Genomic DNA, 18,595 nt, shown 5'->3' on the forward strand with positions numbered 1-18,595 from the left:
AGATGCGCGCTTTATAGCGCGGACGGGGAAAGCACAGCAAGGGAGTGCCACCGAAATCGGCGGCGGATCGGTGTTTCCTTAAGATCGTGGCGGACCCGGGATCAGCGTATTGGTGCGCCGCGCATAGTCCGCATAGCCCGGCCGCGAGGCATGCAGACGTTTTTCCAGTAACGTGACGCCCGACACACGCAGGATCAGCACGATCATCAGGATCGCCGAGGGCACCGCCCACCAGCCCCCGACGGCCAGCGCGAGCAAGCCGTAGCCCACCCAGACGACGATCTCGCCGAAGTAGTTCGGGTGGCGGCTGTAGCGCCACAAGCCCTGGTCCATGACCTCGCCCCGCCGTGCAGGGTCGGCCCGGAAGCGCGCCATCTGTGCGTCCGCGACCGATTCATACAGCGTGCCCAGCGCCCAGACGGCCGCGCCCAGGGCGGCCAGCGGCCACCAGACACTCACGGCATTCGTCACCGCCAGCATCGGCAGGCCGATTACGGCCACCAGCGCACCCTGCAGCCAGAAGATCGTGACCAGGCTGCGCGCGGCGAACCCTCGTTCCGACAGCCCCTCGCGCATGTCGGTATAGCGCCCGTCCTCGCCGTGACCCCAGTTGCGCCAGGTAATGAACAGCGACAGCCGCAGCCCCCACAGCAGCACCGGGATCACGATCCAGAGGCCCTGCGCCGGCCAGCCCGCAAGCCCCCACCAGACCAGCGTCACGACCACGAAGCCCAGGCCCCAGAAGCGGTCGACCAGGCTGGCGTCGTGGCGCCAGACGCTGCCGGCCCAGACCAGGGTCATCAGGAGCAGGCTGGCCATAAGGCCCCAGAGAAACGCCATCAGTGTCTCCATCGCGATCAGTCTCCCGGCCGTTCGAACAGCACATGGGAGACGAACCACTCGTCCCCGCCGCTGTAGTCGAACAGCTCCGCGCAGGCCATGTAGAAGATCCGCCAGCGCTGGAACCAGAGTGCCGCCTGCTGTGCACCATAGGCCGTCTCGAACAGGGGCATCAGCGTGTCGCGGGCACGATCCTGGCGGGCCAGCCAGGCGTTGAGCGTGCGGGCATAGTGCTGCCCACCGACGCGCCACTGGCGGATCACACGCAGGTCCTCCTGGAAGTGCCGCGCGAGGTCGTCCGACGGCATCAGGCCGTCGCGGAAGAAGTGCCGCCCCATCCAGTCATGCTCGCCCTCGGACTCGAACACATACGCGTGTTCGCGATGGGCGAACACATGCATGAAGAAGCGCCCGCCGGGATTGAGCCACCCGGCAATGCGCCGCAGCAGTTCCGGCCAGTTGCGCATGTGCTCGAACATTTCGATCGAAACCGCCCGGTCAAAGCCCGGCGACGGTGGGGCGAACGTGTTCATGTCCGCGGTCAGGACCTCGAGATTGGCAAGCCCGAGGGCATCGCGCCGGGCCTCGATAAAGGCCCGCTGGGTATTGGAGTTGGAGACGGCGGTGATCCGTGCGCCGGGGTACTGCTCGGCCATCCACAGCGACAGCGACCCCCAGCCGCAGCCCAGCTCGAGCACCCGCTGGCCGTCGGCAATCCCCGCGCGCTCGCAGGTCAGGCGCAACATCGCGACCTCGGCCGCCTCCAGGGTGTCGACACCCTCCGGCCACCAGGCGCTGGAGTACTTGAGGCGCGGGCCCAGGCAATGCTCGAAGTAAGCGGTGGGGATCTCGTAGTGCTGCTCGTTGGCAATATCGGTGGACAGGGCAACGGGAGAAGCGCGCATGGATTCGATCAGGGCGTAGCGCCGTTCCATGGTCTCCTCGGCCGTGCCGGAGACCTCTGCCAGGCGCTCCGCCAGCAGCAGGCGGATCCCCGCACGCACCAGCATATCCGGCACGCGTCCCTGCTCCGCCCACTCCATCATCCGCTGCATGCCGCATCTCCCCTTGAGTGCAACATGGACCCCGGGAAGTGTGACCGGTTCCCGCGATTCAACGCCTACGCATCGCTGCGACGGTCTCCGTAGCCACCGCCGCCGGGTGTGCGTATCTCGATCGCATCCCCTGGCTCTACATGGCGGCGATCGCAGGCGGACATCGGTTCGCGCGTGCCGTCGGCGCGCAGGATCGCATCATCCCCCGGCGCACCCGGCCCGCCACCGGCGATCCCGAACGGCGGCACCCGGCGACGGTTGGACAACAGCACGACCTCCATCGCCTGGTCGAACCCGAGCCGGCGGATCACTCCATCACCGCCCGGATAATGCCCCTGCCCCCCTGAGCCGCGGCGGTAGGCGAAGCGCTCCACCCGCACCGGGAAGCGGCTCTCCAGCACCTCGGGGTCGGTCAGCCGCGAGTTGGTCATGTGGGTCTGCACCGCGCTGGCCCCGGCGTAACCCGGCCCCGCGCCGGCCCCGCCGGCGATCGTCTCGTAGCACTGGTAGTCGGCATTGCCGAAAGTCAGGTTGTTCATCGTGCCCTGGGCCGCCGCCTGCACCCCCAGCGCCCCGAACAGGGCATCGGTGACCACCTGCGAGGTCTCGACATTGCCGGCCACCACCGCGGCGGGCGGCGCCGGGTTCAGCAGGCCGTCCTCCGGAATGACCAGGTCGACCGGCGCCAGGCAGCCATCGTTCAGCGGGATCGCATCCTCCAGCAGGGTACGCAGTACATACAGCACCGCCGCGCGCACGATGGAGCTCGGCGCGTTGAAGTTGTCCCCGCGTACCGCGCTGGTACCGGTGAAGTCGATGCGCAGGCGCCGGTCGGCGGGACCGGGGGCGACCTGTACCCGCACCTCGGCGCCGTTGTCCATCGGATACGCGAACGTGCCGGCCTCGAGCTGCGGGATCAGCCGTTCCACCGCCTCGGCCGCGTTGTCCAGCACGTGGCCCATATAGGCTGTCACCATGGCCGCGCCGTACTCATCCAGGAGCCGGCCCAGCTCCTCCAGTCCCTTGCGGTTGGCCGCGACCTGGGCCTCGAGATCGGCGAGGTTCTGATCGGGGTTGCGCGTCGGCCACGGCCCCTCGCCCAGCAGCGCGCGCATGCGGTCGCTGTCGAATACCCCGTCGCGCACCAGCCGGGTGGGCGGGATCAGCACGCCCTCCTCCTCAAGGCATGTGGAGAACGCGGGCATGGAGCCCGGGGTAATGCCGCCGACATCGGCGTGATGCCCGCGCGAGGCGACGAAGAACGCGGGGGCACCGGCCGCTGCAGACGGGTCTTCGGTCACCTGTTCACCCCCATCCAGGAACACCGGCGTGACCACGGTGATGTCCGGCAGGTGGGTGCCGCCGTTGTAGGGGTCGTTCAGCACGAAGGCATCGCCCGGGCGCAGGTCGCCGGCGAACGCCTCCACCACCGCGCGCACGCTGGCCCCCATGGAGCCGAGATGAACGGGCATGTGCGGGGCATTGGCGACCAGACGGCCCTCGGTGTCGAACAGTGCACAGGAGAAATCCAGGCGCTCCTTGATGTTCACCGAGTGCGCGGTGTTGCGCAGGGTGAAGCCCATCTGGTCGGCGATCGCCATGAAGCGGTTGTTGAACACCTCCAGCAGGATCGGATCGCGCGGGACGGCCTCGGGGCTTGTTGCCGCCGCGCCCGGACGCCGCGCGCTGCCCCGCTCGCGATCCAGCCGCAGGGTCCCGTCCGCCTCGATGCACCCGGCCCAGCCGGGCTCCAGCACCAGCGTCGCGGTCGGCTCGATCACGATGGCCGGACCGGCCAGGGTCATGCCGGGCTGCAGGGATTCCCGCCGGTACAGCGGCACATGGCGTTGGTCGCCGTCGATGACCATCGCGACCGTATCCGCCTCCGGCGCAGGCCCCTGGGCCGCCGCTGCCGCCATGCGCTCCGGTGCGGTCTCCCTCGGGGCGGCGATCGCCTCGGCCGTCGCGATCGCCACCACCAGCTCACGATCCGGCGGGGCAAAGCCGTAGCGCGCGCGGTAGGCCTCGGCAAAGGCCGCCATCAACGCCGCGGGCTCGCCCGCCGGGACCTCCAGCGCGGTGTCCGAACCGGCCAGGCGCAGATGCAGCCGCCGCTCGATGCGCATGTCCGCTGCTGCCACGCCCTGATCCGTCAGCGCGGCGCGGGCAGCCGCGACCTGTTCCGCCAGGGCGGACTCGATCGCCCCGGCATGCGGCTCGTCCAGCGGCCACTCCAGGCTGCGTTCGCGCAGGGCGCGCAACTCGCCCAGCCCCATGCCGTAGGCGGACAGCACGCCACCGAGCGGATGAAACAGGATATGCCGCATGCCCAGCTGCTCCGCCACGCGGCAGGCGTGCTGCCCCCCGGCGCCCCCGAAACAGACCAGCGCATAACGCGAGACGTCATGCCCGCGCTGCACCGATATGGTCTTGATCGCCTGGGCCATATGCTCCACCGCGATCTGCAGCGCCCCCTCGGCCAGACTCTCCGGGGTCGCGGGTTCCCCGGTCGCGGCCGCCACCGCGGCGGCCAGCTCCGCGAACTGTCGGCGCACCGGCTCCGCATCCAGTGGCCGGTCGCGATCCGGCCCGAACACCGCCGGGAAGTACTCCGGGCGCAGCCGCCCCAGCAGCAGGTTGCAGTCGGTCACGGTCAGCGGCCCGCCCTGGCCGTAGCAGGCAGGTCCGGGCTGGGCGCCGGCGGACTCCGGTCCCACGCGCAGACGGATGCCATCGAAGCGGCAGATCGATCCGCCCCCGGCCGCGACCGTATGGATATCGAGCATGGGCACACGCAGCCGCGCACCGGCCACCTCGCTCTCCTGGCGGCGCTCCAGCGCCCCCGCCAGATGCGCGACATCGGTAGAGGTGCCCCCCATGTCGAAGGTGATCAGGCGTTCGAAGCCGAGCGGACCGGCGGTCTTGAGTGCCCCGACGATCCCCCCGGCCGGCCCCGACAGGATCGCGTCGCGCCCGCGAAACCGGGCCGCGTCCACCAGCCCGCCATGCGACTGCATGAACCGCAGGGGTACACGGCCCAGCTCACCCGCCACCTGTTCGACATAACGGCGCAACACCGGCGAGAGATAGGCGTCGACCACCGTGGTTTCGCCGCGCGGGACCAGCTTGATCAGCGGGCTGGTCGCGTGGCTGGTCGCGACCTCGGCGAACCCCAGTTCGCGCGCCAGCGAGGCGATCGCCTGCTCGTGCGCCGGATAGCGATAGCCATGCAGGCAGACGATGGCCACACACCGGATGCCGTCCGCCAGCGCCGCCTGCAGCCGCGGCCTCAGCGCGTCCAGATCGACCGGGATGAGGACCTCGCCGGCCGCATTCACCCGTTCGTGCACCGGCTCCACCCGTGCGTAGACCGGGGACGGCAGGTGGATCTCGCGGGCGAAAAGATCGGGGCGCGCCTGATGGCCGATCGCCAGCGCATCCTCCAGCCCCTCAGTGATCACCAGGAGTGTGGGCTCCCCCTTGCGCTCGAGCAGGGCGTTGGTGGCCACGGTCGTGCCCATGCGCACCTCGTGTACCACGCCCTCCGGAATGGGTGCTTCGGCCGGGAGCTCCAGCAGATCGCGAATACCCTGCACGGCCGCATCGCGGTAGGCCTCCGGGTTCTCCGACAGCAGTTTGCGGGTGTGCAGGCGCCCCGCCGGATCACGTGCGACCAGGTCGGTGAACGTCCCGCCCCGGTCCACCCAGAAATGCCAGTCTTTCGCCGCTGTGGCTTGAGTCATGTCCACCGCTCTGGTTTGATCGCCCGAACTCGCGCCCCGTGACCCGGTCGCAGGCTCGTAATTCACGGGCCTTAAACAAAGGAATTATCGCGCATGGACCCCATTACCCACGCCAGTCTCGGCGCCGTGATCGGCGGCCTCACCCTCGGCTCCCGCCTGGGGCGCAAGGCCGTGGTACTGGGCGCCGGTGTCGCGCTGCTGCCCGACCTGGACGCGTTCATAGCTTACGGGGACGCGGTATCGGAGTTCATCCACCACCGGGGCTTTACGCACTCCTGGCTGGTGCAGTTGCTGGTGGCCACCGGCGTCGCGGGGCTGCTCGCCAAGGTCCCGGCAACGCGGGAAATCGGCTTTGGCCGCTGGTGGCTGTTCTTCTTCCTGATCTGGGCCACCCACTCGCTGAACGACCTGCTGACCACCTACGGCACCCAGGTACTCTGGCCATTGCCAGTCGGCCCCCTGTCCACGGGCTCGATCTTCGTGATCGACCCGTTCTACACCCTGCCGCTGCTGGTCGCGGCGATCGGCGCGCTGTTCTACCGCTTCGCCCCGCGCCTGCTGGTCGCCGGGCTCGTACTCTCGACCGTCTATGCCGGCTCCGGCCTGGCATTGAAGGCCTGGATCGACCACCGCATCCAGCCCGTGCTGGCGGCGATGGAGCTGGAAGAGCAACCGCGAATGGTCCAGCCGACCCCGTTCAACCTGCTGCTGTGGCGTGTCACCGTGATCAACGGCGACGAGTTCCTGGATGCCTGGGTCGGCATCTTCGACGACCCGATCCGACCCGACTTCGAACGCTTCGAGCGCGGTGACCCGGAACTGCGCGAGGCCGCGCTGGCGCTGGAAGACGGGCAGCGCCTGCAGTGGTTCTCCGGCGACTTCCTGCGCTTTCATCGCACCGCGCATGACGAGGGCCCCGACCGGCTCGTGGTCACCGACATCCGCCTGGGGGTCCCCGGCTTCTTCCCGTTCGGCTTCGAGATCGCGGAGGAGCACAACGGCGACTGGGAGCCCATCACCTCGCGCCAGGTCGGCGAACTCCCCCGGCGCGACAGCCTCGACGCCCTCGGCGGCATGCTGCAGCGGATTGTCGATCCCGAGGGTGCGCCCTGCATTATGGACCTGGGCGATCCGGCCTACGCGATCACGGAGCCACCCCCGCGCTGCCGCATGGGTGGCCGCACATCGCCTCCCGCCGGGGGCGCACACGACATGCCGTGAGCCAGGACGAAGCCATGACGCCCGGGGTGCCCGGCCCGCCACCGGCCTGCGGGCTGTGCGGCCGGTCGATGGACGACCTGACGCGGCATCACCTGATCCCGCGCAAGCAGCACCGCCGCAAGCGCATCCGGCGCCTGTTCAGTCGGAGCGAGCGCGAACAGCGAATCCTCTGGGTCTGCCGCCCCTGCCACGACCACATCCACAAGCACTTTGACGAGCAGACCCTGGCCGAGCACCTGAACACCGCGGAGGCCCTGCTCGCCGAGCCGGTCGTGCAGGACTTCGTCGTCTGGATCGCGCGCCACCCGCCCGGCTTCAAGCCGCGTAGCTAGGGAGACGCTGACTTAATCGCACGTCCGCGCTCGAGTCGCTTTTGCGTGCGAACAAGGCGCGGTGACTGCCGTGCAGTCATTCTGCACAAGGGAACCGCAACGCCGTTCCCGCGCAAAAGCGGCCGAGCCCCTGCGTTCAATGGCTTGTGGGGTTGGTGCCCCCTGTTCCCCGATCCTTCGTTGCGCCGCTTGCGGGTAGAACCACTACCCGCTGCGCGACGCGCCTTGTCTCGGAAAACAGGGGGCACCAACGCGGACGTGCGATTAAATCAGCGTCTCCCTAAAGCAGCTGGATCTTAGAGCTCCCGCAGCCCCAGTACGTCCTGCATGTCGTACAGGCCGTGTTCGGCACCAGCCAGCCATACCGCCGCACGCACCGCACCCGAGGCGAAGATCCCGCGGCTGGAGGCCTTGTGGGTGATCTCGATGCGTTCCCCGTCGCCGGCGAACAGCGCGGTGTGCTCGCCCACGATATCGCCGGCGCGCACGGTCGCGAATCCGATAGTGCGCCGGTCGCGCGCCCCGGTCTGGCCCTCGCGGCCGTAGACGGCGTCGTGCTCCAGGTCGCGCCCCAGGGTCTCGGCCACCACCCGGCCGAGCTTCAGGGCCGTACCCGAGGGGGCATCCACCTTGTGCCGGTGGTGCGCCTCGAGGATCTCGACGTCCACGCTGTCGCCCAGGGCACGGGCGGCCAGCTCGACCAGCTTGAAGGTCAGGTTCACCCCGACGCTCATGTTCGGCGCATAGACGATGCGCATCGCCCCGGCCGCGTCTCGCAGCCGCTGCTCCTGCGCGGCATCCAGGCCCGTGGTACCGATCACCAGCGCCTTGCCGTGCGTGCGGCACAGCTCCAGGTGCTGCATGGTCGCCTCAGGGCTGGTGAAGTCGATCAGGACGTCGAAGTCATCGGCCACGGTCGCCAGGTCCTCGACCAGCTGGACCGAGGCCGCCGACCCCACGGAGGTACCGAGACGCTCGCTGCCCGGTCGTTCGCTCGCCGCCCCCAGCGTGCCTCCGGGGTGATCCTCGACGGCCTGCACCAGGTTCTGCCCCATGCGCCCGGCGGCGCCCGCCACTGCCACTCGAATCATTGCCGTGTTTCCTTCGTTTCTGTTCATTCCCAGCCCGCGAAGACTACGGAAGATCCCGGGCATACGCGAGGAAGACCCCGTGGCCACCGGATTCGAACTCCAGCCAGATCAGCGGCAGATCCGGAAAGGCCTCCTCCACCGCGGGCTGGCTGTTGCCGACCTCGACGATCAGCGCGCCGTCCTCGGTCAGATGGCGGCGCGCATCGGCCAGGATGCGGCGCACGATGTCGAGCCCGTCCTCGCCCGCAGCCAGGCCCAATTCGGGTTCGTGGCGGTACTCTTGCGGCAGCTCGGCCATGTCGCGGGCATCAACATAGGGCGGATTGCTCACGATCAGGTCGTAGCGATCCTCCGTCCCCAGCGCATCGAAGACATCGGAGTGCCGCACCTGCACGCGCTCACCGACGCCATGGCGCTCGATGTTGCGCGCTGCGATGGCCAGCGCCGGTTCGGAGACATCGCTCAGATCGACCTGTGCCTGCGGCAGGGCCAGCGCCGTGGTGATACCGATGCAGCCGCCGCCCGTGCACAGATCCAGCACCCGCTCCACCGAATCGGCCTCGATCCACGGTTCGAAACCGACCGCGATCAGCTCCGCCAGGGGCGAGCGCGGCACCAGCACGTGTTCGTCGACAAAGAAAGGCAGCCCGGCAAACCAGGCCTCGCCGGTCAGATAGGCCGCTGGCTTGCGGGTCTCGATGCGCGTGCGCAGCACCGCAATCACCCGCGTGCGTTCGGCCTCGCTCAGGTTCGACGACCACCAGCTCTCGGGCAGATCCAGCGGCAGATGCAGCGTATGCAGCACCAGCCAGGCGGCCTCGTCGAATGCGTTGTCCGTCCCGTGGCCGAAGCTCAGCCCGGCCGCGCGAAACTGGCTCGCGCCAAAGCGGATGAAGTCGCGCAGCGTGCGCAGTCCTGTGGTGGATTCCATTTGGGCCTTTCCCATTGGCGTGGGGGCCGTCATCATACCGGCTCGCTTTCGTCCCGTGCGCCCGAACCGAGTATTCCGATGAGTGCCCTAGACCCCTGGCTGGCCCGAGCTTCCCACCTGCTGCCGCAGCATGCGCTGTCGCGGGTCGTGCACCGCCTGGCCCGCATCGAGACTCCGCGCGTCCAGCCGCTGCTGCGCTGGTTCGTGCGCCAGTACGGGCTGAACATGGACGAGGCGGCGGAGCCCGACATCGGGGCCTACCCCAGCTTCAATGCCCTGTTCACACGGGCGCTGCGCGAGGACGCCCGCCCCCTGGCGGGTGACGACAACACGGTCGTCAGCCCCGCCGACTCGCGGGTCAGCGCGGCCGGGCGCATCGAGGCCGGCCAGATCTTTCAGGCCAAGGGCCACCACTATACGGTGCGGGAGCTTCTGGGCGGGGAGGAAGACCTTGCCGAACCGTTTCGGCATGGCCATTTCGTAACGCTCTATCTGTCGCCGCGGCATTACCACCGGCTGCACATGCCGTTGACCGGCACGCTGACCCACATGCTGCATGTGCCCGGCCGGCTGTTCTCGGTCGCGCCGCGCATCGTGCGCCATGTCCCGCGCCTGTATGCCCGCAACGAGCGCGTGGTGGCCTGCTTCGACACGCATTTCGGGCCGATGGCCGTCGCCCTGATCGGAGCCCAGAACGTCGGCTCGATCGAGACGGTATGGGCGGGCGAGGTGACGCCGCCGGCCGGGCAGCCCTACAGCTGCAGCGAATACCCGGATCGCGAGATCACGCTCGAGCGCGGGGCCGAGATGGGGCGCTTCAACCTCGGCTCGTCGGTGGTGCTGCTGTTGCCGGATCATCCGCTGGAGCTGGGCGCGCACCTGACGCCGGAGACCGAGGTGCAGGTTCGCGGCGCCCTCGGCCGTTTCTACTAGCCTCCGCCTGCCGGCCGCTCTTGGCGCCGGTCTTAGTGCAGCCGCCTGCGGTCGGTTGGCAGTGCCGTTGAAGTTGGGCCTGGTTCGGCCTCTAGAGTTTACGGTGGCTGCGGCCTGCCGCCTGCCTGCGCTCACTCGCGAGCGCACCGCGAGTTACTTCTTTGCTCGTGCAAAGAAGTAACCAAGAAACACGCCCGGGATTCGCCCGGGGACCTTGCTCCGGACGCGCCAGGCCGGCGGCGCTGAAACTCGCTACGCCTTTGACTTCGCTCAAACAGTCAGCGCCTTTTCTCCGGCCTGTCACGCCCTCCACAAGGGGCTCATATCGGGAGGAAAGGTCAAAACAAGTGGTATTCCAACCTCTGCGGTAAGCCCCGAGCTGTAGGGTGCGTTGAGCGCAGCGAAACGCACCCTGCCAACGCCGGGGCAACCCTGATGCGATTCGCTGCGCTCATCAGCATCCTACGATGGGATCTGGCGCCCCCTGGCGGGCGCGGCACGCCAGGGCCGAAGGCCCCGCGTGCCAAGATGTCCGAACACCCAGCCTCCATCCACTGGTGCAGACTTTAGGGCCGCCGTTGTCTTGACCTTCATCCCCCCCCGTATGAAGCCCCTTGCGGAAGGGTCCTCGGGACGGAAGAGAGGCGCTGACTGTCTGAGCGAAGCGAGTTTCAGCGCCGCCGGCCCGAGGGCCCTGGAGCAAGGTCCCCGGGCGGAATCCGGGTGCCCTTCTTTGGGTACTTTCTTGGGCAAGCAAGAAAGTACCTCGCGGCGCGCTGGCGAAACAGCGCAGGCAGGCGGCCGGCCGAAGGCACCGTAAACTCCAGAGGACGAACCAGGCCTAGCCCTAGAGCGCAGGGCGCGATCAGTCGTGGGCGGCGGCGGGCGGCAGCTGGATGAAGTGTTCGCGGTAGACGCGAAGTTCGTCGATGGAGTCGCGGATGTCCTGCAACGCCTGGTGCGAGGCGTTCTTCTGCAGCTTCGAGAGCACGTCGGGGGCCCAGCGTCGGGCCAGCTCCTTGAGCGTGGAGACGTCCAGGTTACGGTAGTGGAAATAGGCCTCCAGCTCCGGCATCAGGCGCGCCATGAAACGCCGATCCTGACAGATCGAGTTCCCGCACATCGGCGAGGCCCCTTTCGGCACATAGTCGGACAGGAAGTCGATCGTCTCGCGTTCGGCGGCGGCCGCGTCCGTACTGCTGTGGCGGATGCGCTCGATCAGGCCGGAGGCCCCGTGCGTGCGCCGATTCCATTCGTCCATCGCATCCAGCACGTCGGCGGGCTGGTAGATCGCGAGGACCGGGCCCTCCGCCAGGATGTTGAGTTCCTTGTCGGTGACGATGGTGGCCACCTCGATGATTCGGTCGTTCTGGGGATCCAGGCCGGTCATCTCGAGATCGATCCAGATCAGGTTTTCGGCGCTCGCTGCCATGCCCGCTCCTTTCCTGTGCGCTCAAAGTCTATCATCATGGTCCAGGATGACGTTGTCCGTTTTGCTCACCTGCAACGCGGCCAAGGTCTCGGGGGCCATACGGCCCCGCCGGATCCATTCCCCACAAAGGAGGGAATCATGCGACTGATCATCTCAAGCCTTGCGGCCCTGGGCCTCGGTTTTTCGCTGGGCACCGCCCAGGCCGACGACATCCAGAAGGGCAAGAACCTGCATCAGGACAACTGCATCAGCTGTCATGCCGACATGGTCGGTGGCGACGGTACGGACCTGTACACGCGCGACAACCGGATCGTTGGCGACTATGACCACCTGGTCCGGCAGGTCAACAACTGCAACGCACAACTGGGCACCAACTGGTTCGACGACGAGATCGAGGCGGTGGTGGCCTACCTGAACGCGGAGTACTACCAGTTCGATGAGTGACCTGAAGACCAAGCACTGCCAGGCCTGTGAAGGGTTCACCGAGCCGATGTCGCGCGCGGACGCCGAGCGCGGCCTCGGCCAGCTGGACAGCCACTGGGGCATCGACGAGGCCGGCCGCAGCATCCAGCGCGGCTTCAAATTCAAGAACTTTCACGAGACGATGGCGTTCGTGAACGCGGTGGCCTGGATCGCCCATGTCGAGGATCACCACCCGGACATGGCGGTCGGCTACAACCGTTGCTCGGTGCAATTCTCGACGCACGCGGTGGGTGGCCTGACGGAGAACGACTTGATCTGCGCCGCCCGCATCGATGCGCTCTTTGACTAACAGCGTGACCAGCACGGCACCGGCTGGTCCGACCTCTTGAGCCGGGTCGGCCGGGTTCACGCCCGCCACAACCAGATGGCCGACATCGCGGCGCCGGCGAACGCGGTGCCGCGCCGCATTCGGCTGCACCGCCGGGTGAAGGATCTCGCCTGCGGTGATCGCGTGGAGATGGATGCGACCGGCGAGCAGGTTCAGCGGCGCCTGGCCCGGGACAATACCTTGGTGCGCCAGGACGGCTTTGGCCGGCGCAAGGTCATCGCGGCCAACATCGACACCGTCTGGATCGTGATCGCGCCCTCCCCGATGCCGGCGCGGTACTTGATCGACCGTTTCCTGGTTGCGGTATACAACCTCCCCGCACGGCCACGGATCCTGGTGAACAAGCAGGACGCGGGACCCGCCAACACGGGGGACTGGCTGGCCCCTTACGCTCACCTGGACCTTGACCCCCTGCATGTCAGCGCCCGCAGTGGGTACGGGCTGTCCGCCCTCGCCGAGGCCGCCCGGGGGCATACCAACATCCTGATCGGACAGTCCGGGGTGGGCAAATCCTCGCTGATCGCCGCGCTGCTGGAGCGCCACGGCAGCGGTGATATCAAGCTTCCGGAAACGGGAGATCTCGCGGTGTCCGGCGAGGGCCGCCACACGACGGTCACGGCACAGTGGTATTCATTGACAGGGGGTGGCGCCTGGATCGACTCGCCGGGCGTGCGCGACTTTACGCCGGAACTGGAATCCATCGATGCGCTGGTGCGCGGGTTTCCGGATATCGAAGCGCTTGCCGACAATTGCCGATTTCGCAATTGTCGGCACCAGTCCGAACCCGGCTGCGCGGCAAGGGAGGCCGTCGATCAAGGCACCCTGCCCGTGGCACGGCTCGAGGCCTGGACCGCCCTACTGGGGACGCTGGAGAAACGCTAGGGGAAGGCGACTAGAACGTCAGCCCCATCTCCACGCCGACCACCGACGACGAAGAGTCGCGGGTACTCTCGAAATCGAGGCGATCGGACATCCAGTCGCTTGAGGTGTTCAGCGAGTAGTCGTCGTAATACAGGCTCAGCGACAACTCGGACTGATTCTGCAGGCGCAGGCGACTGTCGAGGCTGAGATACCCCGCGCTGCGACCCAACTCGCGATGACGGCCCCAGTAGCCGAAGCCGAGGGCATCGTCTCCACTCGTCAGTGACTGGCGCACGCCGACACGGAACTGGCTGTCAAAGCGGCCAGACCCGGACGCAAAGGTGGGGCCGAAGCTGAGGTCGGTGAAATAGGCCGTGGATTCAGTCTCCGGGCCCAGGTCCGACCAGCCCGGACGAGTCTCCATACCAACCCCCAGGTTCAAGCCATAACCAAAGCCCGCGCCCAGCTGCTGGTGGTAAGCCCCTTCCACCTCGAACAGGCGGCTGGAGAGGACGCCCATGCCGGTCTCGTCACCCGGAAGGCCACCAGTGGTCTCGGTGCGCAGCGTCAGTTGATAGCGCCAGTCGCGACTCGCCGAGGCGGGTTCCGGATCGGTCATCGGCAGGACGTTGGGCGCGGAGCGGGCAGAGCCACCGATCGGCTCCATGCCCACCGGGTCCACCACGGTCCCGCTCTCGGATTCGTACTCGGCTTCTTCATCGACGCGATCCGGCCCACCAAGCGTCGACTCGGTGCTGGTGGGGGTATACGTCAGGGAATAGTGATCGTCGGCATGCGCCACACTGGTGGCGGCCACTCCGAACAAGACGGCCAGTGCCAGCGCGACCGGCACACGCGCAGGCGCCAGCTGCGGGCTGTTGCCCCGCGCTGCTTGCCTGGCTTCACCGTGATGATTCCGTCGCGTCACGCCGTATCGTCCGTGTTGTGTTGTCTCGATCAGCCCGGGGGCCAGCTCAGCGCGCGACCGCCCAGTACGTGCATGTGTACATGGTAGACCGTTTGCCCGCCGTCTTGGTTGCAGTTCATCACGGTTCGATAACCGTTTTCCGCAAATCCGCGATCGCGTGCAATCTGTGCCGCCACGTGCGCCATGTGCCCAATCACCGGGGCCGTCTCGGCGGTCAGTTCGTTCAGGGTGGCGATGTGCTGTTTCGGGATCACCAGCACATGCGTCGGGGCCTGAGGATTCAGGTCTTCAAAGGCCAGGACCTGGTCGTCCTCGAACACGACCTTCGCCGGGATCTCCCCCGCGACGATCTTGCAAAAGATGCAGTCAGCCATCATGTTCTCCTAAACGACGCGCGGGTTTATATCAGGAAACGGTAATGCATTCAATGCATCCCGAAAACCTGATCCCGATCAGTAATCGCGGCGCCCCGACAAGGCATGCGCCAGGGTCCCCGCATCGATGTACTCGAGCTCGCCCCCGGTCGGCACGCCCTGCGCGATGCGCGTAGCGCGAATGCCGTGGCGCGCCGCCATTTCCGCGAGGTAGTGCGCGGTGACCTCGCCCTCGACCGAGGTATTGGTCGCCAGGATCAGCTCGCGTACGCCCTCTTCCTGCAAGCGCGTCTCCAGCTGATCCAGCCCCAGCTCTTCGGGACCAATGCCATCCAGCGGCGACAACCGCCCGAGCAACACGTGGAAACGGCCGGCAAAGTCGGTCGCCGACTCGATGGCCATCACATCGCCCGGGCTCTCGACCACGCAGATCACGCCCGGGTCGCGCTCGGGATCCGCGCAGCGAGGACATACCTCTGCGGTAGTCAGCGTGCGGCACACTTGGCAGTGCCCGACGCGCTCGACCGCCTGATCGACGGCCCGTGCCAACCGGCGCGCACCGTCGCGGTCGCGCTCCAGCAGGTGCAGCGCCATACGCCGCGCGGACTTGGCACCGACACCCGGCAGGCAGCGCAGCGCCTGCACCAGTTCGTCGAGTTCAGCGTCCATCGCGCGCAGCGCCGGTTCCGACCCAGGGAGACGCGATCAGAACGGCAGCTTCATCCCGGCCGGCAGGCCCATACCTTCGGTCAGGCTGCCCATGCGCTCCTGGGTGGTGGACTCGACCTTCTGCACGGCGTCATTGATGGCCGCGGCCACCAGGTCCTCGATCATGTCGCGGTCGTCCTCCAGCAGGCTGGGGTCGATCTTGACCCGGCGCACCGCGTACTTGCCGGTCATGAGCACACTCACAAGACCGCCGCCTGCCTGGCCCTCGATCTCCATTTCGGCCAGCTCCGCCTGCATCTTCTGCATGTCTTCCTGCATCTTCTGGGCCTGCTTCATCAGGCCACCCATGCCACCTTTCATCATGATTTCGCTCTCCTGCCCCACGCCGTGCGCGAGGGTTGTCGTTCAATCTATTGCGACGCGGACGGCTCGTCACCCGCACGGTCCTCGCGAATGCGTACCGCGCCCAGTTCGGCCCCGAAGGCCTCGCCCAGGGCCTGTACCACCGGATCCTCGCGCATCGCCGTTTCGGCGCTAGCCTGACGTTCCGCTGCGTCTGCCGCAAGCCGTGCAGCGGGCGTGGCCTGCGAGGGTTGTGTCTGGTCGACAATCTCCAGCCGCACCGAGTGCCCGAGGCGTTTCTCCAGGGCCTCCTTCAGGCGCGTTCGGGTTCGATCCGTATAAAGCGTACCCGGGGCTACGGCGATCACGACGCTTTCGTCATCCAGTTGCTGCAATTCGCCATGCAGCGCGAGTTCGCGCACCGTGCCGGTCGGCAGACCTTCGGCAAAGCGATGCCAGTCAAAGGGCCCGGAATCCGGCTCCGGGGGCATGACAGGCTTGGCATCCCGGGGTGGCGGCGCAGACTCGGCCGGCCCGGTATCCGGGCCGGGATCCGGCTCGCGCACCCGCTCCTGAACCCGCTCGCGCGGCGGCTCCGGGATGGGGGGCGGAGCCGACCGCGCCGTGGTGTCGGGCCGGGCCGTGGCCGAACCCGCACTCGGGCCAGCTTGCGGTGCGGCCGGGGCCCCGCCCTGGCGCTCGACGGGCACGACCCCTTCGCCGGGCCCTTCCGGCCGAAAGGCCAGCAGACGCAACAGGGTCATCTCCACGCCCATCTGCGCATCCGGCGCCCAGGGCAGATCGCGGGCTCCATGGATCAGGATCTGGTAGGTCAGCTGCAGGGTTTCCGGATCCACCCGAGCTGCGGTCTCGCGCGCCCAGCGTTCGGCGGCATCGTCACCGTCCGCGCCGGCGGCACTACGAACCAGCTGCTCCACGGCCACGCGATGCACCAGGGCCGCCAGCTCGTCCAGCAGGCGGGACCAGTCAGGCCCCAGCCCCGTAAGCTCCTGCAGACCCTGCATCAAGCCCGGACCATCACCGGAAAACGCCGCGTCCAGCAGGCCGGTCAGGCGGGTTCGCGGCAGCAGGCCCAGCATGTCGCAGGCATCGGACTCGGTCAGGCGATCGCCGCCGTAGGCGATGGCCTGGTCAGTCAGGCTCAGCGCGTCGCGCATGGAACCCTCGGCCGCCTCGCCCAGGCGCAGCAGCGCGCCCGGTTCGGCCTGCAAGCCTTCGGCCTCGAGGATGCGCGTCAGGTGCTCGGCGATCAGCGCCGGCGGCATCGGCTTGAGATTGAACTGCAGGCAGCGCGACAGCACGGTGACCGGCAGCTTCTGCGGATCAGTCGTGGCGAGCAGGAACTTCACATGATCCGGCGGCTCTTCCAGCGTCTTCAACAGGGCGTTGAAGCTCTTCTCGGAGAGCATGTGCACCTCGTCGATCAGGTACACCTTGAAGCGCCCCGCCGTCGGGGCATAGGAGACGTTATCCAGCAGCTCGCGGGTGTCGTCCACGCGGGTGCGCGACGCGGCATCGACCTCGATCAGGTCGAGATGCCGGCCCTCGGCGATCTCCACGCAGGAGCGACACTCACCGCAGGGGGTCGGGGTAACACCCGTCTCGCAGTTCAGACAGCGCGCGAGGATGCGGGCGATCGTGGTCTTGCCCACGCCGCGCGTCCCGGCGAACAGGTAGGCATGGTGCAGACGATCCCCGCTCAGGGCATTGGCCAGAGCACGCACCACATGCGGTTGCCCGACCAGGTCCTCGAAACGACCGGGACGCCACTTGCGGGCCAGAACCTGGTGACTCATGCCTCCCCCGTCAGTGCAGTCTTTCGCGAGCCCGCGTGCGGGGCCATCACCGCAGGAGTCGGGGCCGCAGGGAAAAGGGTGGTGGCCCGCACCCGCCACACCCCGGCGCCCGACGCAGCTGCTACCGTTGCTCCCTTCCGGGCCTGGCGGGATTCACAACCTGTCGTCGCGAGGGGACTGATACGGACCACCATAACGCGGTCCTCGAATCGAGGCGAACTCGAATCGGGGTGGCAAGCTTCCGGGTTTGGCCGGGTGACGTCAAGCATACACAATAGCCGAAAACTAATGACACAATAGAAACATAAAACTGGATCAATCGATGGCCAGGCCTTACCTTGGGTCCCGTAGCCGGGAACTACCCCGGCCGAAAAGAAATCTTCATCCCTGACTGACAAGCAAGCGCCATTTAATTAAGGAGAGTATTTATGGAACTCGAAAATCGCGAAGGCCAGCGCGTCCCGGAAGTCACCTTCCGCTGCCGCAAGGACAACGACTGGAACGACGTACGCTCGGAAGACCTGTTCAAGGGTCGCAACGTGGTCGTTTTCGCCCTGCCGGGCGCGTTCACCCCGACCTGCTCCTCGGCCCACGTGCCGCGCTACAACGAGCTGGCGCCGGTGCTCAAGAAGCACGGCATCGACGAGATCGTCTGCATCTCGGTCAATGACGGCTTCGTGATGGAGGCCTGGCAGGCTGACCAGCAGGCCGACCGCGTGACCTTCATCGCCGACGGCAACGGCGAGTTCACCGAGCAGATGGGCATGCTGGTCGACAAGAGCGACCTCGGCTTCGGCCACCGCTCCTGGCGCTACTCCATGCTGGTGCGTGACGGTGTGATCGAGAAGCAGTTCATCGAGCCGGACGAGCCGGGCGACCCCTTCGTGGTCTCCGACGCCGACACGATGCTCGCCCACGTCGCCCCGGACGCGGCCTGCCCCGAAGACGTGGTCGTCTTCACCAAGCCCGGCTGCCCGTACTGCGCCAGTGCCAAGGAGATGCTCGAGAACGCCGGTCTCGACTACGAAGAGATCGTGCTGGGCCGCGACGCCAGCCTGCGCAGCCTGCGCGCCGCCACCGGTGCGATGACCGTCCCGCAGGTATTCGTGGGCGGCCACCGCATCGGCGACTCGGAAGATCTCCAGGAGTGGATCTCCCGCGAGAAGAAGGCGGCGTAACCCCGCCTGCCGGGTCGGGTCCTTGTGACCCGTCCCC

Annotated in this window: 18 protein-coding genes and 1 other RNA gene; 7 read left to right on the forward strand and 12 right to left on the reverse strand. The window is 67.6% G+C overall.

Features of this window, described 5'->3' with window-relative positions; all coding sequences use genetic code 11:
• Positions 1 to 78: 78 nt before the first annotated feature.
• The 3 genes from F467_RS0111100 to F467_RS0111110 form a co-directional block, all read right to left on the reverse strand.
• Positions 79 to 852 (reverse strand): DUF1295 domain-containing protein, encoded by a 774-nt coding sequence (locus F467_RS0111100; RefSeq protein ID WP_018137598.1) that lies wholly within the window; start codon positions 850 to 852, stop codon positions 79 to 81.
• Positions 853 to 857: 5 nt separating this feature from the next.
• The gene (locus tag F467_RS0111105) at positions 858 to 1,895 is read right to left on the reverse strand and encodes a cyclopropane-fatty-acyl-phospholipid synthase family protein (RefSeq protein WP_018137599.1); all 1,038 of its coding nucleotides are present in this window, start codon (positions 1,893 to 1,895) and stop codon (positions 858 to 860) included.
• Positions 1,896 to 1,960: 65 nt separating this feature from the next.
• Positions 1,961 to 5,638: a hydantoinase B/oxoprolinase family protein gene (locus F467_RS0111110; protein ID WP_018875326.1), complete on the reverse strand. Its 3,678-nt coding sequence runs from the start codon at positions 5,636 to 5,638 to the stop codon at positions 1,961 to 1,963.
• Between the two features lie 93 nt (positions 5,639 to 5,731).
• On the opposite strand from F467_RS0111110, the gene F467_RS0111115 reads away from it, so the two are divergent.
• A complete protein-coding gene (locus F467_RS0111115) occupies positions 5,732 to 6,859 on the forward strand; it encodes a metal-dependent hydrolase (RefSeq protein ID WP_018137601.1) in 1,128 nt (375 codons plus the stop codon).
• 14 nt (positions 6,860 to 6,873) lie between these two features.
• Entirely contained in the window at positions 6,874 to 7,191 is a 318-nt protein-coding gene (locus F467_RS0111120; RefSeq protein ID WP_018137602.1) for a hypothetical protein, read from the forward strand.
• 296 nt (positions 7,192 to 7,487) lie between these two features.
• Here F467_RS0111120 and dapB read toward each other — a convergent pair whose 3' ends face one another.
• On the reverse strand, positions 7,488 to 8,282 hold the full coding sequence (gene dapB, locus F467_RS0111125; protein WP_018137551.1) for a 4-hydroxy-tetrahydrodipicolinate reductase: 795 nt from the start codon (positions 8,280 to 8,282) through the stop codon (positions 7,488 to 7,490).
• Between the two features lie 43 nt (positions 8,283 to 8,325).
• A complete protein-coding gene (gene prmB / locus F467_RS0111130) occupies positions 8,326 to 9,213 on the reverse strand; it encodes a 50S ribosomal protein L3 N(5)-glutamine methyltransferase (protein ID WP_018137552.1) in 888 nt (295 codons plus the stop codon).
• A gap of 78 nt (positions 9,214 to 9,291) precedes the next feature.
• Here prmB and asd point away from each other — a divergent pair, with 78 nt between their 5' ends.
• Positions 9,292 to 10,146, forward strand: coding sequence for an archaetidylserine decarboxylase (gene asd, locus F467_RS0111135; protein ID WP_018137553.1), 855 nt, complete (start codon positions 9,292 to 9,294; stop codon positions 10,144 to 10,146).
• Between the two features lie 865 nt (positions 10,147 to 11,011).
• Here the strand turns inward: asd and orn are convergent.
• Complete coding sequence (gene orn / locus F467_RS0111140) at positions 11,012 to 11,578, reverse strand: oligoribonuclease (RefSeq protein WP_018138496.1); 567 nt, start codon at positions 11,576 to 11,578, stop codon at positions 11,012 to 11,014.
• A gap of 138 nt (positions 11,579 to 11,716) precedes the next feature.
• Here orn and F467_RS0111145 point away from each other — a divergent pair, with 138 nt between their 5' ends.
• The 3 genes from F467_RS0111145 (at position 11,717) to rsgA (ending at position 13,271) form a co-directional block, all read left to right on the forward strand.
• A complete protein-coding gene (locus tag F467_RS0111145) occupies positions 11,717 to 12,022 on the forward strand; it encodes a cytochrome c (RefSeq protein WP_018138495.1) in 306 nt (101 codons plus the stop codon).
• A complete protein-coding gene (locus F467_RS0111150) occupies positions 12,015 to 12,350 on the forward strand; it encodes a 4a-hydroxytetrahydrobiopterin dehydratase (RefSeq protein ID WP_018138494.1) in 336 nt (111 codons plus the stop codon). The genes F467_RS0111145 and F467_RS0111150 overlap by 8 nt, the downstream gene beginning before the upstream one ends.
• Positions 12,351 to 12,425: 75 nt before the next feature.
• The gene (gene rsgA, locus F467_RS0111155) at positions 12,426 to 13,271 is read left to right on the forward strand and encodes a ribosome small subunit-dependent GTPase A (RefSeq protein ID WP_018138493.1); all 846 of its coding nucleotides are present in this window, start codon (positions 12,426 to 12,428) and stop codon (positions 13,269 to 13,271) included.
• 10 nt (positions 13,272 to 13,281) lie between these two features.
• On the opposite strand, the gene F467_RS0111160 is transcribed toward rsgA, so the two are convergent.
• From F467_RS0111160 to ffs, 6 genes are all read right to left on the reverse strand, one after another.
• Positions 13,282 to 14,103, reverse strand: a complete 822-nt coding sequence (locus F467_RS0111160) for a hypothetical protein (RefSeq protein WP_018138492.1) — start codon at positions 14,101 to 14,103, stop codon at positions 13,282 to 13,284.
• Between the two features lie 104 nt (positions 14,104 to 14,207).
• Complete coding sequence (locus F467_RS0111165; protein WP_012983218.1) at positions 14,208 to 14,552, reverse strand: histidine triad nucleotide-binding protein; 345 nt, start codon at positions 14,550 to 14,552, stop codon at positions 14,208 to 14,210.
• 78 nt (positions 14,553 to 14,630) lie between these two features.
• Positions 14,631 to 15,221: a recombination mediator RecR gene (gene recR, locus F467_RS0111170; protein WP_018138491.1), complete on the reverse strand. Its 591-nt coding sequence runs from the start codon at positions 15,219 to 15,221 to the stop codon at positions 14,631 to 14,633.
• 36 nt (positions 15,222 to 15,257) lie between these two features.
• Positions 15,258 to 15,584: a YbaB/EbfC family nucleoid-associated protein gene (locus tag F467_RS0111175; protein WP_018138490.1), complete on the reverse strand. Its 327-nt coding sequence runs from the start codon at positions 15,582 to 15,584 to the stop codon at positions 15,258 to 15,260.
• A gap of 47 nt (positions 15,585 to 15,631) precedes the next feature.
• Positions 15,632 to 17,380, reverse strand: a complete 1,749-nt coding sequence (dnaX, locus tag F467_RS0111180; RefSeq protein ID WP_018138489.1) for a DNA polymerase III subunit gamma/tau — start codon at positions 17,378 to 17,380, stop codon at positions 15,632 to 15,634.
• 86 nt (positions 17,381 to 17,466) lie between these two features.
• An RNA gene (gene ffs / locus F467_RS13570) (signal recognition particle sRNA small type) lies at positions 17,467 to 17,563 on the reverse strand.
• Positions 17,564 to 17,808: 245 nt separating this feature from the next.
• Here ffs and F467_RS0111185 point away from each other — a divergent pair.
• The gene (locus F467_RS0111185; RefSeq protein WP_018138488.1) at positions 17,809 to 18,558 is read left to right on the forward strand and encodes a glutathione peroxidase; all 750 of its coding nucleotides are present in this window, start codon (positions 17,809 to 17,811) and stop codon (positions 18,556 to 18,558) included.
• Positions 18,559 to 18,595: the final 37 nt, after the last annotated feature.

The sequence above is a fragment of the Thioalkalivibrio sp. ALJ12 genome (genome assembly GCF_000378305.1).
In the GTDB taxonomy this organism is placed as follows: Bacteria; Pseudomonadota; Gammaproteobacteria; order Ectothiorhodospirales; family Ectothiorhodospiraceae; genus Thioalkalivibrio.

Bases quoted from the DNA above. Each gene is read 5' to 3' on its own strand.
- recR (WP_018138491.1), bottom strand. From the start codon at position 15,221: ATGGACGCTGAACTCGACGAACTGGTGCAGGCGCTGCGCTGCCTGCCG.
- F467_RS0111120 (WP_018137602.1), top strand. From the start codon at position 6,874: ATGACGCCCGGGGTGCCCGGCCCGCCACCGGCCTGCGGGCTGTGCGGC.
- F467_RS0111110 (WP_018875326.1), bottom strand. From the start codon at position 5,638: ATGACTCAAGCCACAGCGGCGAAAGACTGGCATTTCTGGGTGGACCGG.
- prmB (WP_018137552.1), bottom strand. From the start codon at position 9,213: ATGGAATCCACCACAGGACTGCGCACGCTGCGCGACTTCATCCGCTTT.
- F467_RS0111150 (WP_018138494.1), top strand. From the start codon at position 12,015: ATGAGTGACCTGAAGACCAAGCACTGCCAGGCCTGTGAAGGGTTCACC.
- dapB (WP_018137551.1), bottom strand. From the start codon at position 8,282: ATGATTCGAGTGGCAGTGGCGGGCGCCGCCGGGCGCATGGGGCAGAAC.
- asd (WP_018137553.1), top strand. From the start codon at position 9,292: ATGAGTGCCCTAGACCCCTGGCTGGCCCGAGCTTCCCACCTGCTGCCG.
- F467_RS0111165 (WP_012983218.1), bottom strand. From the start codon at position 14,552: ATGGCTGACTGCATCTTTTGCAAGATCGTCGCGGGGGAGATCCCGGCG.
- F467_RS0111185 (WP_018138488.1), top strand. From the start codon at position 17,809: ATGGAACTCGAAAATCGCGAAGGCCAGCGCGTCCCGGAAGTCACCTTC.
- F467_RS0111100 (WP_018137598.1), bottom strand. From the start codon at position 852: ATGGAGACACTGATGGCGTTTCTCTGGGGCCTTATGGCCAGCCTGCTC.
- F467_RS0111145 (WP_018138495.1), top strand. From the start codon at position 11,717: ATGCGACTGATCATCTCAAGCCTTGCGGCCCTGGGCCTCGGTTTTTCG.
- rsgA (WP_018138493.1), top strand. From the start codon at position 12,426: ATGGCCGACATCGCGGCGCCGGCGAACGCGGTGCCGCGCCGCATTCGG.
- F467_RS0111105 (WP_018137599.1), bottom strand. From the start codon at position 1,895: ATGCAGCGGATGATGGAGTGGGCGGAGCAGGGACGCGTGCCGGATATG.
- orn (WP_018138496.1), bottom strand. From the start codon at position 11,578: ATGGCAGCGAGCGCCGAAAACCTGATCTGGATCGATCTCGAGATGACC.
- F467_RS0111175 (WP_018138490.1), bottom strand. From the start codon at position 15,584: ATGATGAAAGGTGGCATGGGTGGCCTGATGAAGCAGGCCCAGAAGATG.
- dnaX (WP_018138489.1), bottom strand. From the start codon at position 17,380: ATGAGTCACCAGGTTCTGGCCCGCAAGTGGCGTCCCGGTCGTTTCGAG.
- F467_RS0111115 (WP_018137601.1), top strand. From the start codon at position 5,732: ATGGACCCCATTACCCACGCCAGTCTCGGCGCCGTGATCGGCGGCCTC.